Below are 14,474 nucleotides of genomic sequence, written 5' to 3'. Positions count from 1 at the left end.
ATGTGTAGACCGTGTGGCAGTCTTGGGGCGAATGTCGCGACTCGATCAGGTCAGTCCGGCCTTCGTCAGCCCGTCGCGGTAGTGCTCGATGTCGCCTCTCATCTTCCACCGGATGTTTTTCAGGTGACGGTCGAGCGTGATCCAGGGATATTGCTCGCGCAGGGCGGCGACCGCGTCGCGCGCCTGGCCGGTGTCGCCGATCTGCCCCAGGGTCGCCGCCCGGATCGTCAGCGCCTGCAGATGATTGGGGTAGAGGAACAGCTCCTCGCGCGCCCACGACAGCGCCGCCTCGTAGCGGCCGAGCAGATAGTGGCTATAGGCATTCAGTGCCGGCCATTGATAGCGCGGATCGCTGTTGCCGCGCTGGGCCGAAATGGTGAACTGATCGATCGCCTGCTGATGCTCGCCGGTGACCATGTGGCAGAGACCGAGCACGCCGCGCGCGCCCATGTCGTAGGCATTGAGCTCGGTCGCCTTGCGCGCTGCCTTCATGCCGTCCTCATGGGCGCCCTGCATGGCCTGCACGAAGGCAAGGATGGCGTAGGCAAAGGAGGAGCGTGCGTCGAGCCGGACGCTGTCCAGCGCGAGACTCTTTGCCTCCTCCCAGAGTTCGCGCGAGCCCTTGATCCAGCCGAAGCTGATGCCCTGCATCAGTATGGTCGCCAGATAGGCGTGCGCGATGCCGAGCGTGGGGTCGAGCGCAATGGCTTCGCGGAACAGCGCGATCGAGATCTCGTAGTCGGCCTTGGTCGGCCGGTAATAGTGCGACAAGCCGCGCAGGAAACGGTCCCAGCCGGTCGGGTCCGTGGCCGGCGAGCGGATTGGAATCGAGGCCTCGACGCGGTAGATTTCCGGCATCAGCGCCGCGCAGAGGCTCGTGGTGATCTCGTCCTGCATCGCGAAGAGATCGCCGAGGTCGCGGTCGTAGCGTCCGGCCCACAATTGGGCGCCGGTCTCGGGCGCAATCAGTTCGGCCGTGACGCGGATCTTCTGCTGAGAGCGCCGCACCGTCCCCTGGATCAGATAAGTCGCATCGATCTCGCGGGCGACCAGGCGGGGGTCGAGGTTGCGGTCCCTGAAGCGAAACGTCGAGGTCCGGCTCAAGACACGAAAGAACGATTGCAGCGACAGCGCGTGGATCAGGTCATCGGCAAGCCCGTCGGCGAGGTATTCATCGGTCTCATCCGCGAGATTGACGAACGGCAGCACGCCGACAATCGCCGAGCGGTATTGCGGTGGCAGGCTGGTCGCGTTCGCGCTCCCCCGGACCGCCACGTCGCCGCTGGGTTCCCAGGTCCATGCCTGGACCGGCTCCTGCAGATTCCTGAACTGGAAGCTGCCGGCGTTGGTCAGGCCGATGGGGAGCTGCGGCCTCGCCTCCTCGTAGGCCTTGCTCGAGACGGCAACGCCGCCCGGCGTGGCGATGGATTCGAGGTTCACGGCGACGTTGATGCCGTCGCCGAATGCCTCGCCCTCATCGATGGTGACCTCGCCCTTATGGATGCCGAGGCGAAAGCGCATATTGCGATCGACGGGAAGGTGCGCATTCCGCTCCGCCATGAGCGACTGCATCTCGATCCCGAACTGGACCGCGCTGCCGGCATTTGCAAATTCCAGCAGGAAGCCGTCGCCGGTGTGTTTGACGATACGGCCGGCATGATTGAGGATGATCGGATGAATGGCGCCGCGATGAGCCTTGAAGGCGGCGTGCGTGCCCGCCTCGTCGATCCCCATCATGCGCGAATAGCCGGCGACGTCGGCGCAAAGGATGGCAGCGAGGCGTCTTTCCATCACGTCGTGCTCCCGCCTCGCGCATAGCATGGCCGAGGCGGCTCAATCCAATGCTTTTCCGGAACCAATCGCGGCACCTTCGACCATGCGGCTTGCGGCCCGCCGTTCAGGACGGCAACACTCAGCATAGTGGATATTGGATCGATTTCGTTAGGAAACGTTCAATCATGTTCGGAATTCACGATCTTCCGCTGTTTCTCGTCTCCGGGCTGCTGCTCAACATCACGCCGGGACCGGATACGGCCTACATCGTCGGCCGCAGCGCGCAGATGGGGTGGCGCGGTGGCGCGGCTGCGGCGTTCGGCATCAGCACCGGCTGCCTGGTCCACGTGTTCGGGAGCGCGATCGGGTTGTCGGCCCTGCTCACGGCGTCGGCAACGGCCTTCGCAGTGGTGAAATGGGCCGGTGCCGCGTACTTGGTCTATCTTGGGCTGACGCAACTCCTGGCGCGCCGCCACGACGCGGCAGAAAAGAACACTGCGATCGCTGCGCCGGTCGTGCTGCTGCGCCAGGTGTTCTGGCAGGGCGCGCTCACCAACATTCTAAATCCGAAGGTGGCGATGTTCTTTCTCGCCTTCCTGCCGCAATTCGTCGCAGCCGATGCTCCGCACAAGCCGCTCGCATTCCTGCTGCTCGGCACGATCTTCATCGTCAACAGCACGATCTGGTGTCTCGGCGTGGCCGTCGTGGCGGCCCGGGCCGCGCGCGGCGTGCGGCGCTCGTCCGCCGCGCTGCAATGGCTCAATCGGGCCATCGGTGGTCTGCTGATCTATCTCGGCGTGCGCATTGCGCTGCTCGAGGCGCGCTGATCACCAGATCAGCTCGATCAGCGCGCTGCCGGCGAGATAGAGGCCGAGAACGATCATCGCGATCAGGAACACGCGGCGGAAGGCTTCGGCCGGCAGCCGCGACCGCATGGCCTGGCCCGCGAACATGCCGAGAAAAGCGCAGGCCATTGCGATTGCGCCGGGCAGGGCGGTGGCCGTGTTGAGCAGGCCGGAGTTCGTCAGGTTGAAGGCGAGCGTGACCGTGGCGACCGTGAAGAACACGCCGAGCGCCTGGACCAGTTCGTCCTTCTCGAGCCCGATGGCCTGCATGTACGGCACCGACGGCACGACCTGCACGCCGGTCGCGGCGGAGATCAGCCCGGTTATCAGGCCGACGATGCCGCCGACCCATTTCTCGTGGCGCGGCGCCACCTTGAAGGCGAAGCGGGTGAGCCCGAGCAGGGCATACAGCATCAGGAGCGCGCCGAGCGCGATATTGCCATAGTGCGTCGATGAATGGCTGAGGGCGCCGGCGTTGAGGCAGATGCCGATCGCGGTGCCAGCCATCAGCGGCCACAGCCGTTTGGCGATGTCGCGCAGATAGGGACCGGCGAAGGTCTGCCAGACGTTGGTCACCACCGCCGGCACGATGACGATCGCGAGCGCGCGGCCGGGCGGCATGGCCACTGCGAGCAGACCGACCGAGATCGTCGGCAAGCCGAGGCCGAGCGCGCCCTTGACGAAGCCAGCAAGCGTGAGCGCGAAGGCGATGAAGATGAGGAGCGGGTCGATCATGGCCCGACATTGACCAAACGGCCGGCGCGGCACAATGTGGAGGTTACGGAGCCAGCCTTCGTTTTGGACTGAGGCAGAAAAGATGCGTTTCGACCTCGTCGATCTCAGGCTGTTCATCGCGGTTGCCGAGGCCCGGAGCATTACCGGCGGCGCTGATCGTGCGCATCTGGCGCTGGCCTCTGCCAGTGCCCGCATCAAGGGGCTCGAGGATGCGTTCGGCGTGCAGCTGTTCAAGCGCGGCCGTCGCGGTGTCGAGCTGACGGCGGCTGGCGAAAGCCTGCTCGATCACGCCCGCATCATCATGGCCAATGTCGAGACCATGCAGGGTGAGCTCTCGGCCTTCGCGTCCGGCCTGCGGGCGAATGTGCAGCTGCTTGCGAATACGGTCGGCCTTGCCGAGCATCTGCCCAAGGCACTCGCCGCCTTTCTGCGCGAGCATCCCGACATCAATGTCGACGTCGAGGAACGCGAGAGCACCGAGATTGCGGAGGCGATCGCATCCGGCCGGGCCGATCTTGGCTTCGCGGCGGAGCATGCGCTGCCGGAGACGATCGAGCGGTTCGCCTTTGGCGAGGATCGGCTGATCCTGGTGGCGGGACGACCGAGCCCGTTCACGGGCCGCAGACAGATCGATTTCAGCGAGACCGCGGGGCAGGACTTCATCGGTCTCACCCAGGGAACGGCGCTCAATGCCCATATCGGCCGGCATGCCGCGCGGCTGGGCATCCGCCAGCATGTCCGCGCCCGGCTGCGCGATTTCGACGCCATCTGCCAGATGGTGGCCGCCGGCATCGGCATTGCCGTGGTGCCGGAAGCGGCCGCGCGGCGTTGCGTGCGGTCGATGCCGATCAGCCTGATCGCGTTGCGCGATGCCTGGGCCAATCGGCGGCTCGTGATCTGCGCCCGCAGCTTCAAGGCGCTGCCGCGTCCGGCAAAGCTGCTCGTCGAGCATCTGCGCAGGGCGGCGGCCTGAGGCGGCTCAGGCTGCGCGCACGTTCTCCAGGAAGCGGCCGACTTCGAGCTTCAGGCGGCTGCTTTCCTCGGACAGCGATTGAGCCGCCGACAGAACCTGCGAGGAGGCCGAGCCGGTTTCGGTCGCGCCCTGCTGGACCTCGGTGATGTTGTCGGAGACGCGCTGCGTCCCCTGGGCGGTTTGCTGCACGTTGCGGGATATGTCCTGCGTGGCCGCGCCCTGTTGCTCGATCGCGGCTGCGATGGTCGACGAGATATGCGACAGCCGTTCGATCGTTCCCGAGATCTCGCGGATCACGTCGACCGACTCCTCGGTGGCACTCTGAATGCTCGCGATCTGCTGGCCGATCTCGCCCGTCGCCTTCGCGGTCTGCTCGGCCAGCGCCTTGACCTCGGAGGCGACGACGGCAAAGCCGCGACCGGACTCGCCGGCGCGCGCGGCCTCGATGGTGGCGTTCAGCGCCAGCAGGTTGGTCTGGCCGGCAATGGTGTTGATCAGCTCGACGACGTCGCCGATCCGTGTGGCGGCCTTGGACAACTCGCCGACCCGGTCGTTGGTGCGGCGCGCCTGGCCGACGGCTTCGCCTGCGATCCGCGCCGATTCCTGCACCTGTCGGCTGATCTCGTTGACCGACGCCGACAGCTGCTCGGTCGCCGACGCCACGGATTGCACGCTGGCCGCCGCTTCCTCGGATGCGGACGCCACGGTGGTCGCCAGCGACTGGCCGTGCTGGGCATTTCTGGTCAGCGTCGTCGCGGATGCTTCGAGCTCTGTCGAGGCGGAGGACACGGTCTCGATGATCTCGCCGACGGCGGCTTCGAAGCTTTGTGCGAGTGCCGCCATGTCCGCCTTGCGTTGCGCGGTCTGGCGTTTCTCGATCGCGGCCTGCTCGGCTTGCAGCCGCTCGGTCTCGACGCGGTTGCTCTTGAACACTTCGACCGCGCCGGCCATCTCGCCGATCTCGTCACGGCGCCCGACGCCGGGAATCCGGATCGAGGTGTCTCCGTTGGCGAGCCGCGTCATCGCCTGCACCATGCTGCGGATGGCCCTGGAGATGCCGCGGCTGATCAGGAAGGAGACGCAGCTCACCAGCATCAGCGAGATGCCGAGCGTCAGCAGCATGCCGCGCTTGACCGCGTTGCCGGTCTCCGCCTCCGTTGCCTGTGCCGAGGCATATTGCTGAGCAACGGCATTGCCGATCTCGGCGATGACGGGCTCGATCTCGGCAAAGGCCTTGGACATGGCCGCGCCGTGGCGCGCCGCGTCCTGGGATCCTTCGGCCCAGGCAAGGAAGTCCTTCTGGTACTTGTCGAGCTTCTGGCCGATGTCCGCCTTCATCGCGGGCGCGAGATCGGCAGTGGCGACGGCCTTGCCGAACTCGGCGGCGGCGGTCTTCAGCTCTGCGACGTATTTCGGGTCGCGGCGCAGCATGAAATCCTTTTCATGCCGGCGCAGCATCAGCATGCCGCTCGTAAGCCGGGGATCATTGACCTCTTTGAGCTTGGCTTCGATGTCATGAACGGCCGAACGCAGCGAGCCGGACAGGCCGAGCGTCTCGTTCAGGCCGAGACGGACCTCCGACTTTTCGGCTTCGGCAAACTCGGTGCTGTAGGCGGCAAATCCTCCGGCAGCGGTGTCGACCTTGTTTCCGATCGATGCGTCGCCGATCCCGCGGACGGCGCTGCGCAGCTCGTCGAGCTCCCGCTTGATCGCGCTGCTCAGCTCTGCATGTCGCGCTGTGTATTTCTGGTCGCGCCGCAGCAGGAAGTCCTTTTCCGTACGTCGGGCCTCGAGCAGGTCGGTCAGGAGCTTCCGGTTGAGGTCTGACGTCGCGCGGGCATTGTCGGCGAGCCGGCGGGAGGACGCTTGCGACGCGTTGCCGACCAGATAGATGCCCCCGAACACGGCCAGCGCGGCGACGCCGATCAGCGCGATGGCCATGACCTTGTGAGTGAGCCGGAAGCTGAAACGAGACATCGAGGTGGCCTTCCCAGGAAGCAGTCATGTGCAGCCGCGCGATCGGGCGCGTTTTCATAAAACTTACACAAAGCCTAGGCAGGCACGGTCAATGCGCCGTTAATAATGTATCCTGAGGTGCTTTTCCCGTAATTGTACGCACTCCGATGAGCGCCTGAAATCCATCACGCGATGGTCAGCCTCCACCGGTGAGCCGCTTCAGCGCGGCCTCATGCACGCGCTTGTCGCCGGCGGCGATGATCCGTCCGCCGTTCTGCGCCGGGCCGCCGTCCCAATTGGTGACGATGCCGCCGGCGCCGTTGATGATCGGGATCAGGGCTGCGATGTCGTAGGGTTTGAGCTCGGTCTCGATGACGAGATCGAGATGCCCGGCGGCCAGCATGCAATACGAATAGCAATCGCCGCCATAGCGCGACAGCCGCACCTCGGATTCGACGCGGCCGAAGGCGGCACGATCGGCCTCGCTCATCAGCAGCGGGCTCGTCGTATAGCAGACGGCGTCCTGCAGCCGCTCGCAGCGGCGCACCGCGAGCCGGCGCTCACCGGCTGCGTTCTTGTAGTTTGCGGAGCCGTTGTCGCCGGCGAAGCGCTCGCCGATGAAGGGCTGGTGCATCATGCCGAACACCGGCATGCCCTTGTGCAGCAGCGCGATCAGTGTGCCCCAGATCGGAAAGCCCGCGATGAAGGATTTGGTGCCGTCGATCGGATCGAGCACCCAGACATAGTCGGCATCCTCGCGCTCGTTGCCGAATTCCTCGCCGACGATGCCGTGCTGCGGGAAATTGGCCTTGATCAGGCGGCGCATCACCGCCTCGGCGGCGCGGTCGGCCTCGGTCACCGGATCGAAATCCTGCCGGTTGCTCTTGTTGTCGACCAGCAGCGAGGTCCGGAAGAACGGCAGGATGGTTTCGCCCGAGGCGGTCGCCAGGCGGCCGATGAAGGCAGAGAAGTCGATGACCGTCACAACGCGTCCTTCGATCAGGGAATCGGATGCAATGAGCCGATCATGCCTATCTCAAAGCCGTCGGGCGCGCATCCGGTTATGGAACGAGGAATTGGCATCTTGGATATCATTCGATGACCAGCGCCTTCGCACTGGTGCGGGTTTTCTGCCCTCGCATGCGATCCGAAACCGAAAGTGAACCCGGCCAGCCGTTTTGGTTGATCTGACTTTTCAATCAAGCCATTGACGTTTCTGATGAAAACATCCGTTCGGGTCGCGTCGGGTGCAAACCCGGCCTGTGTTTTTTGCATGGAGAAGGGCCGAAAAACCCTTGCGCTTTGTGCAGCGCGAATGCATATTGTTGCGGTGCGGTAGCGCTCTGCGTTATCGCTGCCCTCCTTGGGCGTTTCCTCCCTAGACTTGGGCCGCTTGTCATTCAAGCGGCCCTTTTTTTTGTGCCGACGGCTCGCGTGCCGATCCTTCAGTGGCGACGCGCGGCGGCGCCTCCAGGACGGAAAGGCGGCGCAGCTATTCCGCGGCAGCCTGGAACGGGCCGAGATCGCCGAGCGGCACCGTCGCCAGCACCTCGGCGAGAACAGCGAGGTCGGAGGCGACCTGCGCGAAGCGCGGTCCGCGCTCCCGCCGGCGCTCGTCCATGTAGATCGCGCGGTTGAGCTCGATCTGGATCGCATGCAGGCCCGAGGCCGGATTGCCGTAATGCTCGGTGATGAAGCCGCCGGCATAGGGCTTGTTGCGGCCGACGGAATAGCCGAGCCGGCCGAGCACGTCCTCGAACAGCTCCGGCAGCAGCGACGCGCAGCTCGTGCCGTAGCGGTCGCCGATCACCATGTCGGGGCGCCGCGGCTCGTCGCGCGAGACGCCGACCGAGGGCATCGAGTGACAGTCGACCAGCACCACTGTGCCGAACTGCTGGTGCACGCGGTTGATCAGGCGCCGCAAGGCGCGGTGATACGGCTTGTACAGCGTCTCGATCCGATGCAGCGCCTCGTCGACGCTGAGCCGGTCGCGATAGATCTCCTGGCCGTCGCCGACCACGCGCGGGATGGTGCCGAGGCCGCCGGCAACCCGCATGGAGCGGGTGTTGGCGAAGCTCGGCAGCCGCCCGGTGAACATCCGCGGATCGAGCTCGTAGGGCTCGCGATTGACGTCGACATAGCAGCGCGGAAAATGCACCCGGACCACCGGAAACCCGCGCGACAGCAGGTCGGCGATCAATTCATCCATGAACGAATCTTCCGAGCGCCTGAGCGACGGCAGATCGATTCGCGACGCCCTGAGGAAATCGTCCGGATAGGCGGAGCCCGAGTGCGGCGAATTGAAGATGATGGGCGCGCGCCATTCGGCCGGCTCCATGATCTCGAACGGCGGCGATTCGCCATCAAAATCCGTCATCTCTCGGCGCCGTCCCCTTGGTCACGTCCGTTGATGTGCCGGTATCCTCCGGCCAATTGCACTGGACAACGCACGCAATTCTCTCTGCCAACCTGCATCTTCGATAATCCGGGCCGTTCTGCCAAGCGAAAAGCAATGAAAAAGATCATCCGTCGTTTGGAACAACTCTGAGCTGGCGTGCTCATCCAGGTGAACGGCGCGCGCGGCCCTCAAATTGCCTTGCCGATGTCGGATCAAAAGGCGCAATCTTTCACCCGAAATTTACCGCCCGTCAGGCTTAGTGGCGGCAACGCTGCGCCTCTCACCCGGACCAGACCGCTCCCCGCCATGCACAAGATCCTGCTCGCCGAAGACGACAACGACATGCGCCGCTTCCTGGTCAAGGCATTGGAAAATGCCGGGTTCCAGGTTTCCCACCACGACAACGGGATGTCCGCCTATCAGCGGCTGCGCGAGGAGCCGTTCGAGATGCTGCTCACCGACATCGTGATGCCGGAGATGGACGGCATCGAGCTGGCGCGCCGCGCCTCCGAGCTCGACCCGGACATCAAGATCATGTTCATCACCGGCTTCGCCGCGGTCGCCCTGAACTCCGATTCGGAGGCGCCCAAGAACGCCAAGGTGCTGTCCAAGCCGGTGCACCTCCGCGAGCTCGTCAGCGAAGTCAACAAGATGCTGGCGGCCTGAGCCGCCGGGACAGACGTCGGGAAGCTTGCGGATTATTCCCATTTTCTCGTCTTTGCGTCCTTGCCTGCCCGCGTGGGAGCCGATATAGGGACCCCCACCCGACAAGACCTATTGGATTAGGGCACGTAGCTCAGCGGGAGAGCACTACCTTGACATGGTAGGGGTCACAGGTTCGATCCCTGTCGTGCCCACCATCGGCTGATCCGGCCGGTGATTGATCCTTGGTCCAACCTCACTGTCGCTGAAATCAAAAGTTGCTGAAATCAAAAGTCGCTGGAATCGAAGTCGCTGCATCCCAGGGCAGCGCGCCTGGCGCTGCGTTGACGTGGCCTGCCCGGCAGAAGCGGCCGCGCGGCACGCCCGGATGTAGCGGAACGTGACGTTGCGACCATGACGTCGCGGGCATGATGTCCAGACATGATGTGCAGACCTGGTCGTCGGGCATGGGCTCGCTCTCTCGCGGCGCGATTCGCGCCCGAGCTGTGCTGATGGACGGCCCTCTCCGGGAAGAGGGCACGGGGAATGCCGGGCGCTGGCCGCACCCATGGCCCGCCTGCGAAAAAAATGCAGGCGGCAGGAACCACAGGTTCAGCCGAGAACACCCGGCATTCCCCGCGCAATGGTTTTCACGGCTGCTTCGCGTTCTCCCCGGTGCGCCGGGCTTTTTGGCCACCGTTGCCCGCGCGGCGCGTGAGCGCCGACACGAACGTGACACCAGCGTCGGGGTGTCAGGACCACGCGACTTGACCGTGCGCATCGCCGCCGTTCGTCGGCGCGGATCAACCACGCTGCGACAGCAACACGCCCACCGCATCCCGCCTCGACGTCCGTGACGACCGCGAAGCGCCCCTCTTGTGAGACGGGACGGGCGTAGGAAATCATGATTTCTGTAAAAAAGAAATAGAGATTTTTCTGCTCGAAGGCCTGGACAGAGGGATGTGTCTGAACCGGCACGCGAAATGAATTTTCCGGCGCATGCGATTTGCGGGGCGCGGGAGCTGCGGATATTGCGCAAATGAGCTGGCGCAGGCGATTGGGGCAGCGGCGATTTGCCCGTCGGGTCGCGGACGCTCTTCGCTTCTGCCGATGCGTGGGCTGAAGCGCGCGCATGACGAACAGACAGAGGGTACTCCGTGTGCAGCCGCTGCAATGGACGTCATCTTTCAGTGGGATCGTCCAATGCAATCCAGCCTGGTCCGTACAGGTCCTCAAATGTCCGTACCAAACCGCAAATGGCTGATAGCAAACTGGTGGAATTTTCCTCCAAATGACGCTCGTAAGATCTCGGAGCGTCCGCAATGATCTCGCCTCCAATCGGAGGTCTTGCTGCGAGCGCCTGTGATAAGAACCCTAATTGCCTTGCTGATCGCACCCTTTGCTTTGGCGGGACTTCTCTTGTCAGGCCTGCTTGCCTACTTCTATGCGTCAACCAAGCTCAGCCCTGCGTATGTGTCGAGTGCTTCTATTCCCGCACTGAAGGCGACCATCAAGCTCGAGTTCTACCGGATTTGGGACGTAGCTGAGGAAAGCGGAAGATTTCTAACGATCTCGGCGCCGACGGGCTCCTTTCGAGGTGAAATTAGCGGCTTCGACTGGTCGCACAATGCGAGAACAAGCGTCTACCAAACACCGGACCACAAGATCGCCGTCCTTGGGCCCATGGAAAGCGACTACCTTTTTGATCCTGAGATGGTGGAATTGAAGGAGCTCTCCTCCTACGCATCCAGTCTTCATTGGAGCTATGTCGGAGCATTCGATTTCGGAGGCGCCGATCACAGACTTTCTTTTTTTCCAGCGTCGCAGCAATCGGAATGTATCCCGATGCGCACATCGGATGATGGGAACTGGCGGAAGATGTCGCGCGGCGAATATCGGAAGGAAAACTGCTATTGACGTTGGATGCATGGACGTCTCGCGATCGGGGACGTCTTGCGATCGTGCAGGCCGCCCGTTGGCCCAAGACGCCGCTTGAGATCTCAAACGAGACGTCCAGGGTGACAGCCGGAACTACGTGGCGGTGGACCTCAGAAGTTGTTATTGCCCGAAGTGACATTGATAGCCGATCCGAGCTTGGGTCAGAACACGTCGATGGTCGGGAAACGAGGTTCTCCCGTGATGCAATCCCACAGGTAGATCGCGAGGCCGACGTCGCCGGTCCACAGCGAATAGCGGCCGCGGCCGGCGACGAGTTTTGCGCCCTGATACTGGACGATGGCCGTCATGGCGAACTGGCGTGCGCGGTCGAGCCAAACCTGGTCCTGCGTGCGGCGATAGAGCTTGAGGAAGGCATAGCCGTTTCCGCCGGTGCCGTGGCAGAGGTTCGAGCCCTTGCTCAGCGGTCCGGCGGCCCAGGCGAAGCGCCCGCCATCGCGCAGTAGCGCGTCGAGCTCCGGCGTCGCGAACGGTGCGTCGGCGAAGGTCGTCACCATGCCCGGCGCGCCATGGCAATGCTGGCAGATGAAGAGCCGCTTCTCGCGCTTGCTTCGCGGGCCCCAGGTGGTTCCGATGTCGTAGTGCCATGCATTCGCCTCGAGCGCCTTCGGCACGAATTCGGCGACATCGGCTTGCTGGGCCGCTGTCAGCCAGTCCCATCCGAGCAACAACGGAATGACGTTGCCGGCGAAGCCGTGAACGGGCCCGAGAAAGCGATCTTTGGCACCATAGAGATCCTGGGTCCAAAGCGGGCCCTGCGGCGTGTCCTCCAACTCGGACAACAGCCGTGCCGCCTGCACTTCGAACAGGCGGCGCCATCGCTCTTCCCCCGTCATCTCGGCCATGTGGACTGCCGCGACCATCGACCCCGGCATGCCCCACATCAGCTCGCGGATCGGCAGCTCATTATTGGCTTCGGCGCGCCGATAAACCAGATCGGCGAGATCAACTGTCGGCGCGAGGCGCATGGCGAGAAGGGCCGCGCCCATGTCGCCACGTAGCAGCGAGCCGTGCTTCTCGTAGTCGGCAGGCGAATTGGCGGCGTGGTCGATGACCGTCCGCTCGATCAGCCTTGGCAGCACGGGACGAAAATCTTCGGCGACGTGGGCCGCGCCGATGCGATGCAAGTAGTCCAGTGCCCAGATGACGCCTGCGGCGCCCTTGTAGAAGCTGGGGGCGCCGTCGCCGACCCCATCGTCACTCGGGTGAGCCGGCCAGAAGGTGTCGGGGTCGAAATGCGCGATTGCGTCGGCCACAATGTCGTCGATTGCAGCCCGTACCGCGGATTCATCCCATTGGCTCTGCGCCAGCGGCCGATGCCGTCCGGGGGTAATCATCGGGTGACTCCTCGGGCGCTGTCCGTCGGTTCCTGCGAGGTGGCAAGCAACGGATCGCGCGATCTGGAGCGAGCCTATCCAAAAGCCTGCCGGCCGTACACCGGCGCCACGCCGCCGATTCCAATCAGATGGATATCGATCTCGACATCACATGACGCCTCCGCGATAGTGATGCGGGCGAGGGGAGTCCGGGCGCGATCGGACAGCCGAGCAGGGACTGGATGATGCAAAAGGCCCTTTCGATCAGCCGCCACATCAACGCGCCTCGTTCGGTCGTTTATCGCGCGCTCCTGGATCCGCGCGCGATAGCAAAATGGAAGGTGCCGGACGGAATGTCCTGTCAGGTGCATGCGTTCGATGCCCATGAAGGCGGTTCGTTCCGGATCTCGCTCACCTATGACGTGCCCACCGGGACCGGCAAGACGACCGCGCACACCGACACCTATCGCGGGCGCTTCGTGAAGCTCGTCCCAGATCAGCAGGTCATCGAAGTCGACGAATTCGAAACCGCAGATCCTGCGCTGCAGGGCGAGATGACGATCACGATCACGCTCGCCGATGCGGACGGCGGCACCGAGCTTCTCGCCACGCATGATGGACTGCCACGCGGCGTCTCGCCTACCGACAACGAGACGGGCTGGCGGATGGCGCTTGCCAAGCTCGCGGCGCTCGTCGAGGCGCGATAGATCCGACGTCCGATCATGCCCGAAGCAGGCACGGCTGCGCCGATCGCTGACGACGTTGCTCACTGAAGCGAAAGCACGCCCTGAAGAACGAGGACGATCAGAAAAAGCCGGGGCTCAGATCTGTGCCGTAGGTCAACGCCATCGCCGAGACGAGCAATACAGCCGCGCCGAGCAGCAAGAGATGTTTGAGAAATGTGCCTTTCGTACTATCGGAAGATTCTGAAAATGCCTTGGAAAAAACTCTGGCGAGAGTAGTCATTTATAACCTCTACCTCCTCCTCCTGCCCCTAAGTAGGTCAGCCCGGGGGCAGAAAGGTTCACCTCGGCACAGGAGTTGGCCTCGGGCAGACGCGAAGAACCTTCGGCGAAAGCCGCCCGGCCTCAGGGCATGGCGGCAACCCCGATCAGGACGATGAAGGCGCCCAGTGGTACGAGGTGCAGGACATCGCGGTGGCGCAGAACCGTCACCACCGCAGCGGCGATGATCGCCGCCGCGAGTGTCAGGCCGACGCTGCGAGCCGCGGGAAGCGCAATCAGGGCGGCGGTGACGATCTCCAGCCCGCCCGTCAATTTGCCCCACCAGCGCGGGTAGCCCCAGCGGGCGAAATCGCTTCGCGTCCCGGCCGTGCCGACCGCGTTGAGCAGGCCCGCGCCGAAAAAGGCCGCGGCAAGCAGCCAGATGGAAACAGCGTGCACCATCTCAGGCCGCTCCCACGACCAGGGGCAGGGCGGCCAGGATCATGATCACGGCCGTGACGCCGTGCATGCCGAAAGCGCTGGTCTTGGAGCCGTTGGCAGCAAGGATGACCAGCATGTCGCCGACGGGAATGACGGCTTCCGCGAGCAGAACGAGGCCGAGCGCGCTCGACGTACCCCACATCATCAACGCCAGCACGGTCAGACCCGAGGCGATGTCTCTCACGCCCTTGAGCCGAAGCCACCATGCGATGTTGGCGCCGGTCTCCGGCAGCGGCAGGCCGAAGCTGCGCGTCGCAGCGAATGGGCGCGCCACATATTGGAGGCCGATCGCGATGATCGCGACAGCCAGCAGCAATGCGAGTCCGAGCGAAAACCAGTGCATTTTACTCTCCCGTTCTAACGATGAACGATAATTTAGCGTCGCTAGGAATATAATCTAGCGTTGCTAGATCGTCAAGCGTCGGTATGATGCCC

Annotated in this window: 16 protein-coding genes and 1 tRNA gene; 6 read left to right on the top strand and 11 right to left on the bottom strand. The window is 64.0% G+C overall.

Going from position 1 to position 14,474, the window contains the following annotated elements:
• Nucleotides 1-45: 45 nt before the first annotated feature.
• A complete protein-coding gene (locus S58_RS31295; protein ID WP_015669445.1) occupies nucleotides 46-1,791 on the bottom strand; it encodes an adenylate/guanylate cyclase domain-containing protein in 1,746 nt (581 codons plus the stop codon).
• 167 nt (nucleotides 1,792-1,958) lie between these two features.
• Here S58_RS31295 and S58_RS31290 point away from each other — a divergent pair, with 167 nt between their 5' ends.
• Nucleotides 1,959-2,600, top strand: a complete 642-nt coding sequence (locus S58_RS31290) for a LysE family translocator (protein ID WP_015669444.1) — start codon at nucleotides 1,959-1,961, stop codon at nucleotides 2,598-2,600.
• Here the strand turns inward: S58_RS31290 and S58_RS31285 are convergent, their stop codons facing one another.
• Nucleotides 2,601-3,353, bottom strand: coding sequence for a sulfite exporter TauE/SafE family protein (locus S58_RS31285; protein WP_015669443.1), 753 nt, complete (start codon nucleotides 3,351-3,353; stop codon nucleotides 2,601-2,603).
• Between the two features lie 82 nt (nucleotides 3,354-3,435).
• Here S58_RS31285 and S58_RS31280 point away from each other — a divergent pair, with 82 nt between their 5' ends.
• On the top strand, nucleotides 3,436-4,326 hold the full coding sequence (locus S58_RS31280; RefSeq protein ID WP_015669442.1) for a LysR substrate-binding domain-containing protein: 891 nt from the start codon (nucleotides 3,436-3,438) through the stop codon (nucleotides 4,324-4,326).
• A gap of 6 nt (nucleotides 4,327-4,332) precedes the next feature.
• On the opposite strand, the gene S58_RS31275 is transcribed toward S58_RS31280, so the two are convergent.
• The 4 genes from S58_RS31275 to S58_RS31265 form a co-directional block, all read right to left on the bottom strand.
• Nucleotides 4,333-6,303: a methyl-accepting chemotaxis protein gene (locus S58_RS31275; RefSeq protein WP_042340337.1), complete on the bottom strand. Its 1,971-nt coding sequence runs from the start codon at nucleotides 6,301-6,303 to the stop codon at nucleotides 4,333-4,335.
• Nucleotides 6,304-6,478: 175 nt separating this feature from the next.
• Complete coding sequence (hisN, locus tag S58_RS31270) at nucleotides 6,479-7,267, bottom strand: histidinol-phosphatase (protein ID WP_015669440.1); 789 nt, start codon at nucleotides 7,265-7,267, stop codon at nucleotides 6,479-6,481.
• Nucleotides 7,268-7,281: 14 nt separating this feature from the next.
• Entirely contained in the window at nucleotides 7,282-7,686 is a 405-nt protein-coding gene (locus tag S58_RS37940; protein WP_144058428.1) for a hypothetical protein, read from the bottom strand.
• Between the two features lie 88 nt (nucleotides 7,687-7,774).
• Entirely contained in the window at nucleotides 7,775-8,659 is an 885-nt protein-coding gene (locus S58_RS31265; protein ID WP_015669439.1) for an N-formylglutamate amidohydrolase, read from the bottom strand.
• Between the two features lie 327 nt (nucleotides 8,660-8,986).
• Between S58_RS31265 and cpdR the strand changes: the two genes are divergently transcribed.
• Together cpdR and S58_RS31255 are read left to right on the top strand one after the other, a co-directional pair.
• Nucleotides 8,987-9,346: a cell cycle two-component system response regulator CpdR gene (cpdR, locus tag S58_RS31260; RefSeq protein ID WP_015669438.1), complete on the top strand. Its 360-nt coding sequence runs from the start codon at nucleotides 8,987-8,989 to the stop codon at nucleotides 9,344-9,346.
• A gap of 119 nt (nucleotides 9,347-9,465) precedes the next feature.
• A tRNA-Val gene (locus tag S58_RS31255) sits at nucleotides 9,466-9,540 on the top strand.
• Between the two features lie 53 nt (nucleotides 9,541-9,593).
• On the opposite strand, the gene S58_RS38235 is transcribed toward S58_RS31255, so the two are convergent.
• Nucleotides 9,594-9,791, bottom strand: coding sequence for a hypothetical protein (locus S58_RS38235; RefSeq protein ID WP_160167619.1), 198 nt, complete (start codon nucleotides 9,789-9,791; stop codon nucleotides 9,594-9,596).
• A 914-nt stretch (nucleotides 9,792-10,705) separates the two neighbouring features.
• Here S58_RS38235 and S58_RS31250 point away from each other — a divergent pair.
• A complete protein-coding gene (locus S58_RS31250) occupies nucleotides 10,706-11,239 on the top strand; it encodes a hypothetical protein (RefSeq protein ID WP_015669437.1) in 534 nt (177 codons plus the stop codon).
• Between the two features lie 182 nt (nucleotides 11,240-11,421).
• Here the strand turns inward: S58_RS31250 and S58_RS31245 are convergent, their stop codons facing one another.
• Nucleotides 11,422-12,615: a lanthionine synthetase C family protein gene (locus tag S58_RS31245; protein WP_015669436.1), complete on the bottom strand. Its 1,194-nt coding sequence runs from the start codon at nucleotides 12,613-12,615 to the stop codon at nucleotides 11,422-11,424.
• Nucleotides 12,616-12,839: 224 nt separating this feature from the next.
• Between S58_RS31245 and S58_RS31240 the strand changes: the two genes are divergently transcribed.
• Nucleotides 12,840-13,301: an SRPBCC family protein gene (locus tag S58_RS31240; protein WP_244440672.1), complete on the top strand. Its 462-nt coding sequence runs from the start codon at nucleotides 12,840-12,842 to the stop codon at nucleotides 13,299-13,301.
• A gap of 97 nt (nucleotides 13,302-13,398) precedes the next feature.
• On the opposite strand, the gene S58_RS38745 is transcribed toward S58_RS31240, so the two are convergent.
• The 3 genes from S58_RS38745 to S58_RS31230 form a co-directional block, all read right to left on the bottom strand.
• Nucleotides 13,399-13,560, bottom strand: coding sequence for a hypothetical protein (locus S58_RS38745; RefSeq protein WP_173424443.1), 162 nt, complete (start codon nucleotides 13,558-13,560; stop codon nucleotides 13,399-13,401).
• A gap of 122 nt (nucleotides 13,561-13,682) precedes the next feature.
• Nucleotides 13,683-14,000, bottom strand: a complete 318-nt coding sequence (locus S58_RS31235; RefSeq protein WP_015669434.1) for a DoxX family protein — start codon at nucleotides 13,998-14,000, stop codon at nucleotides 13,683-13,685.
• A 1-nt stretch (nucleotide 14,001) separates the two neighbouring features.
• The gene (locus tag S58_RS31230; protein ID WP_015669433.1) at nucleotides 14,002-14,382 is read right to left on the bottom strand and encodes a DUF4267 domain-containing protein; all 381 of its coding nucleotides are present in this window, start codon (nucleotides 14,380-14,382) and stop codon (nucleotides 14,002-14,004) included.
• Between the last annotated feature and the right edge of the window lie 92 nt (nucleotides 14,383-14,474).

It is taken from the genome of Bradyrhizobium oligotrophicum S58 (genome assembly GCF_000344805.1).
Taxonomy (GTDB): Bacteria; Pseudomonadota; Alphaproteobacteria; order Rhizobiales; family Xanthobacteraceae; genus Bradyrhizobium; species Bradyrhizobium oligotrophicum.
This window is presented reverse-complemented; position numbering and strand designations above follow the sequence as displayed.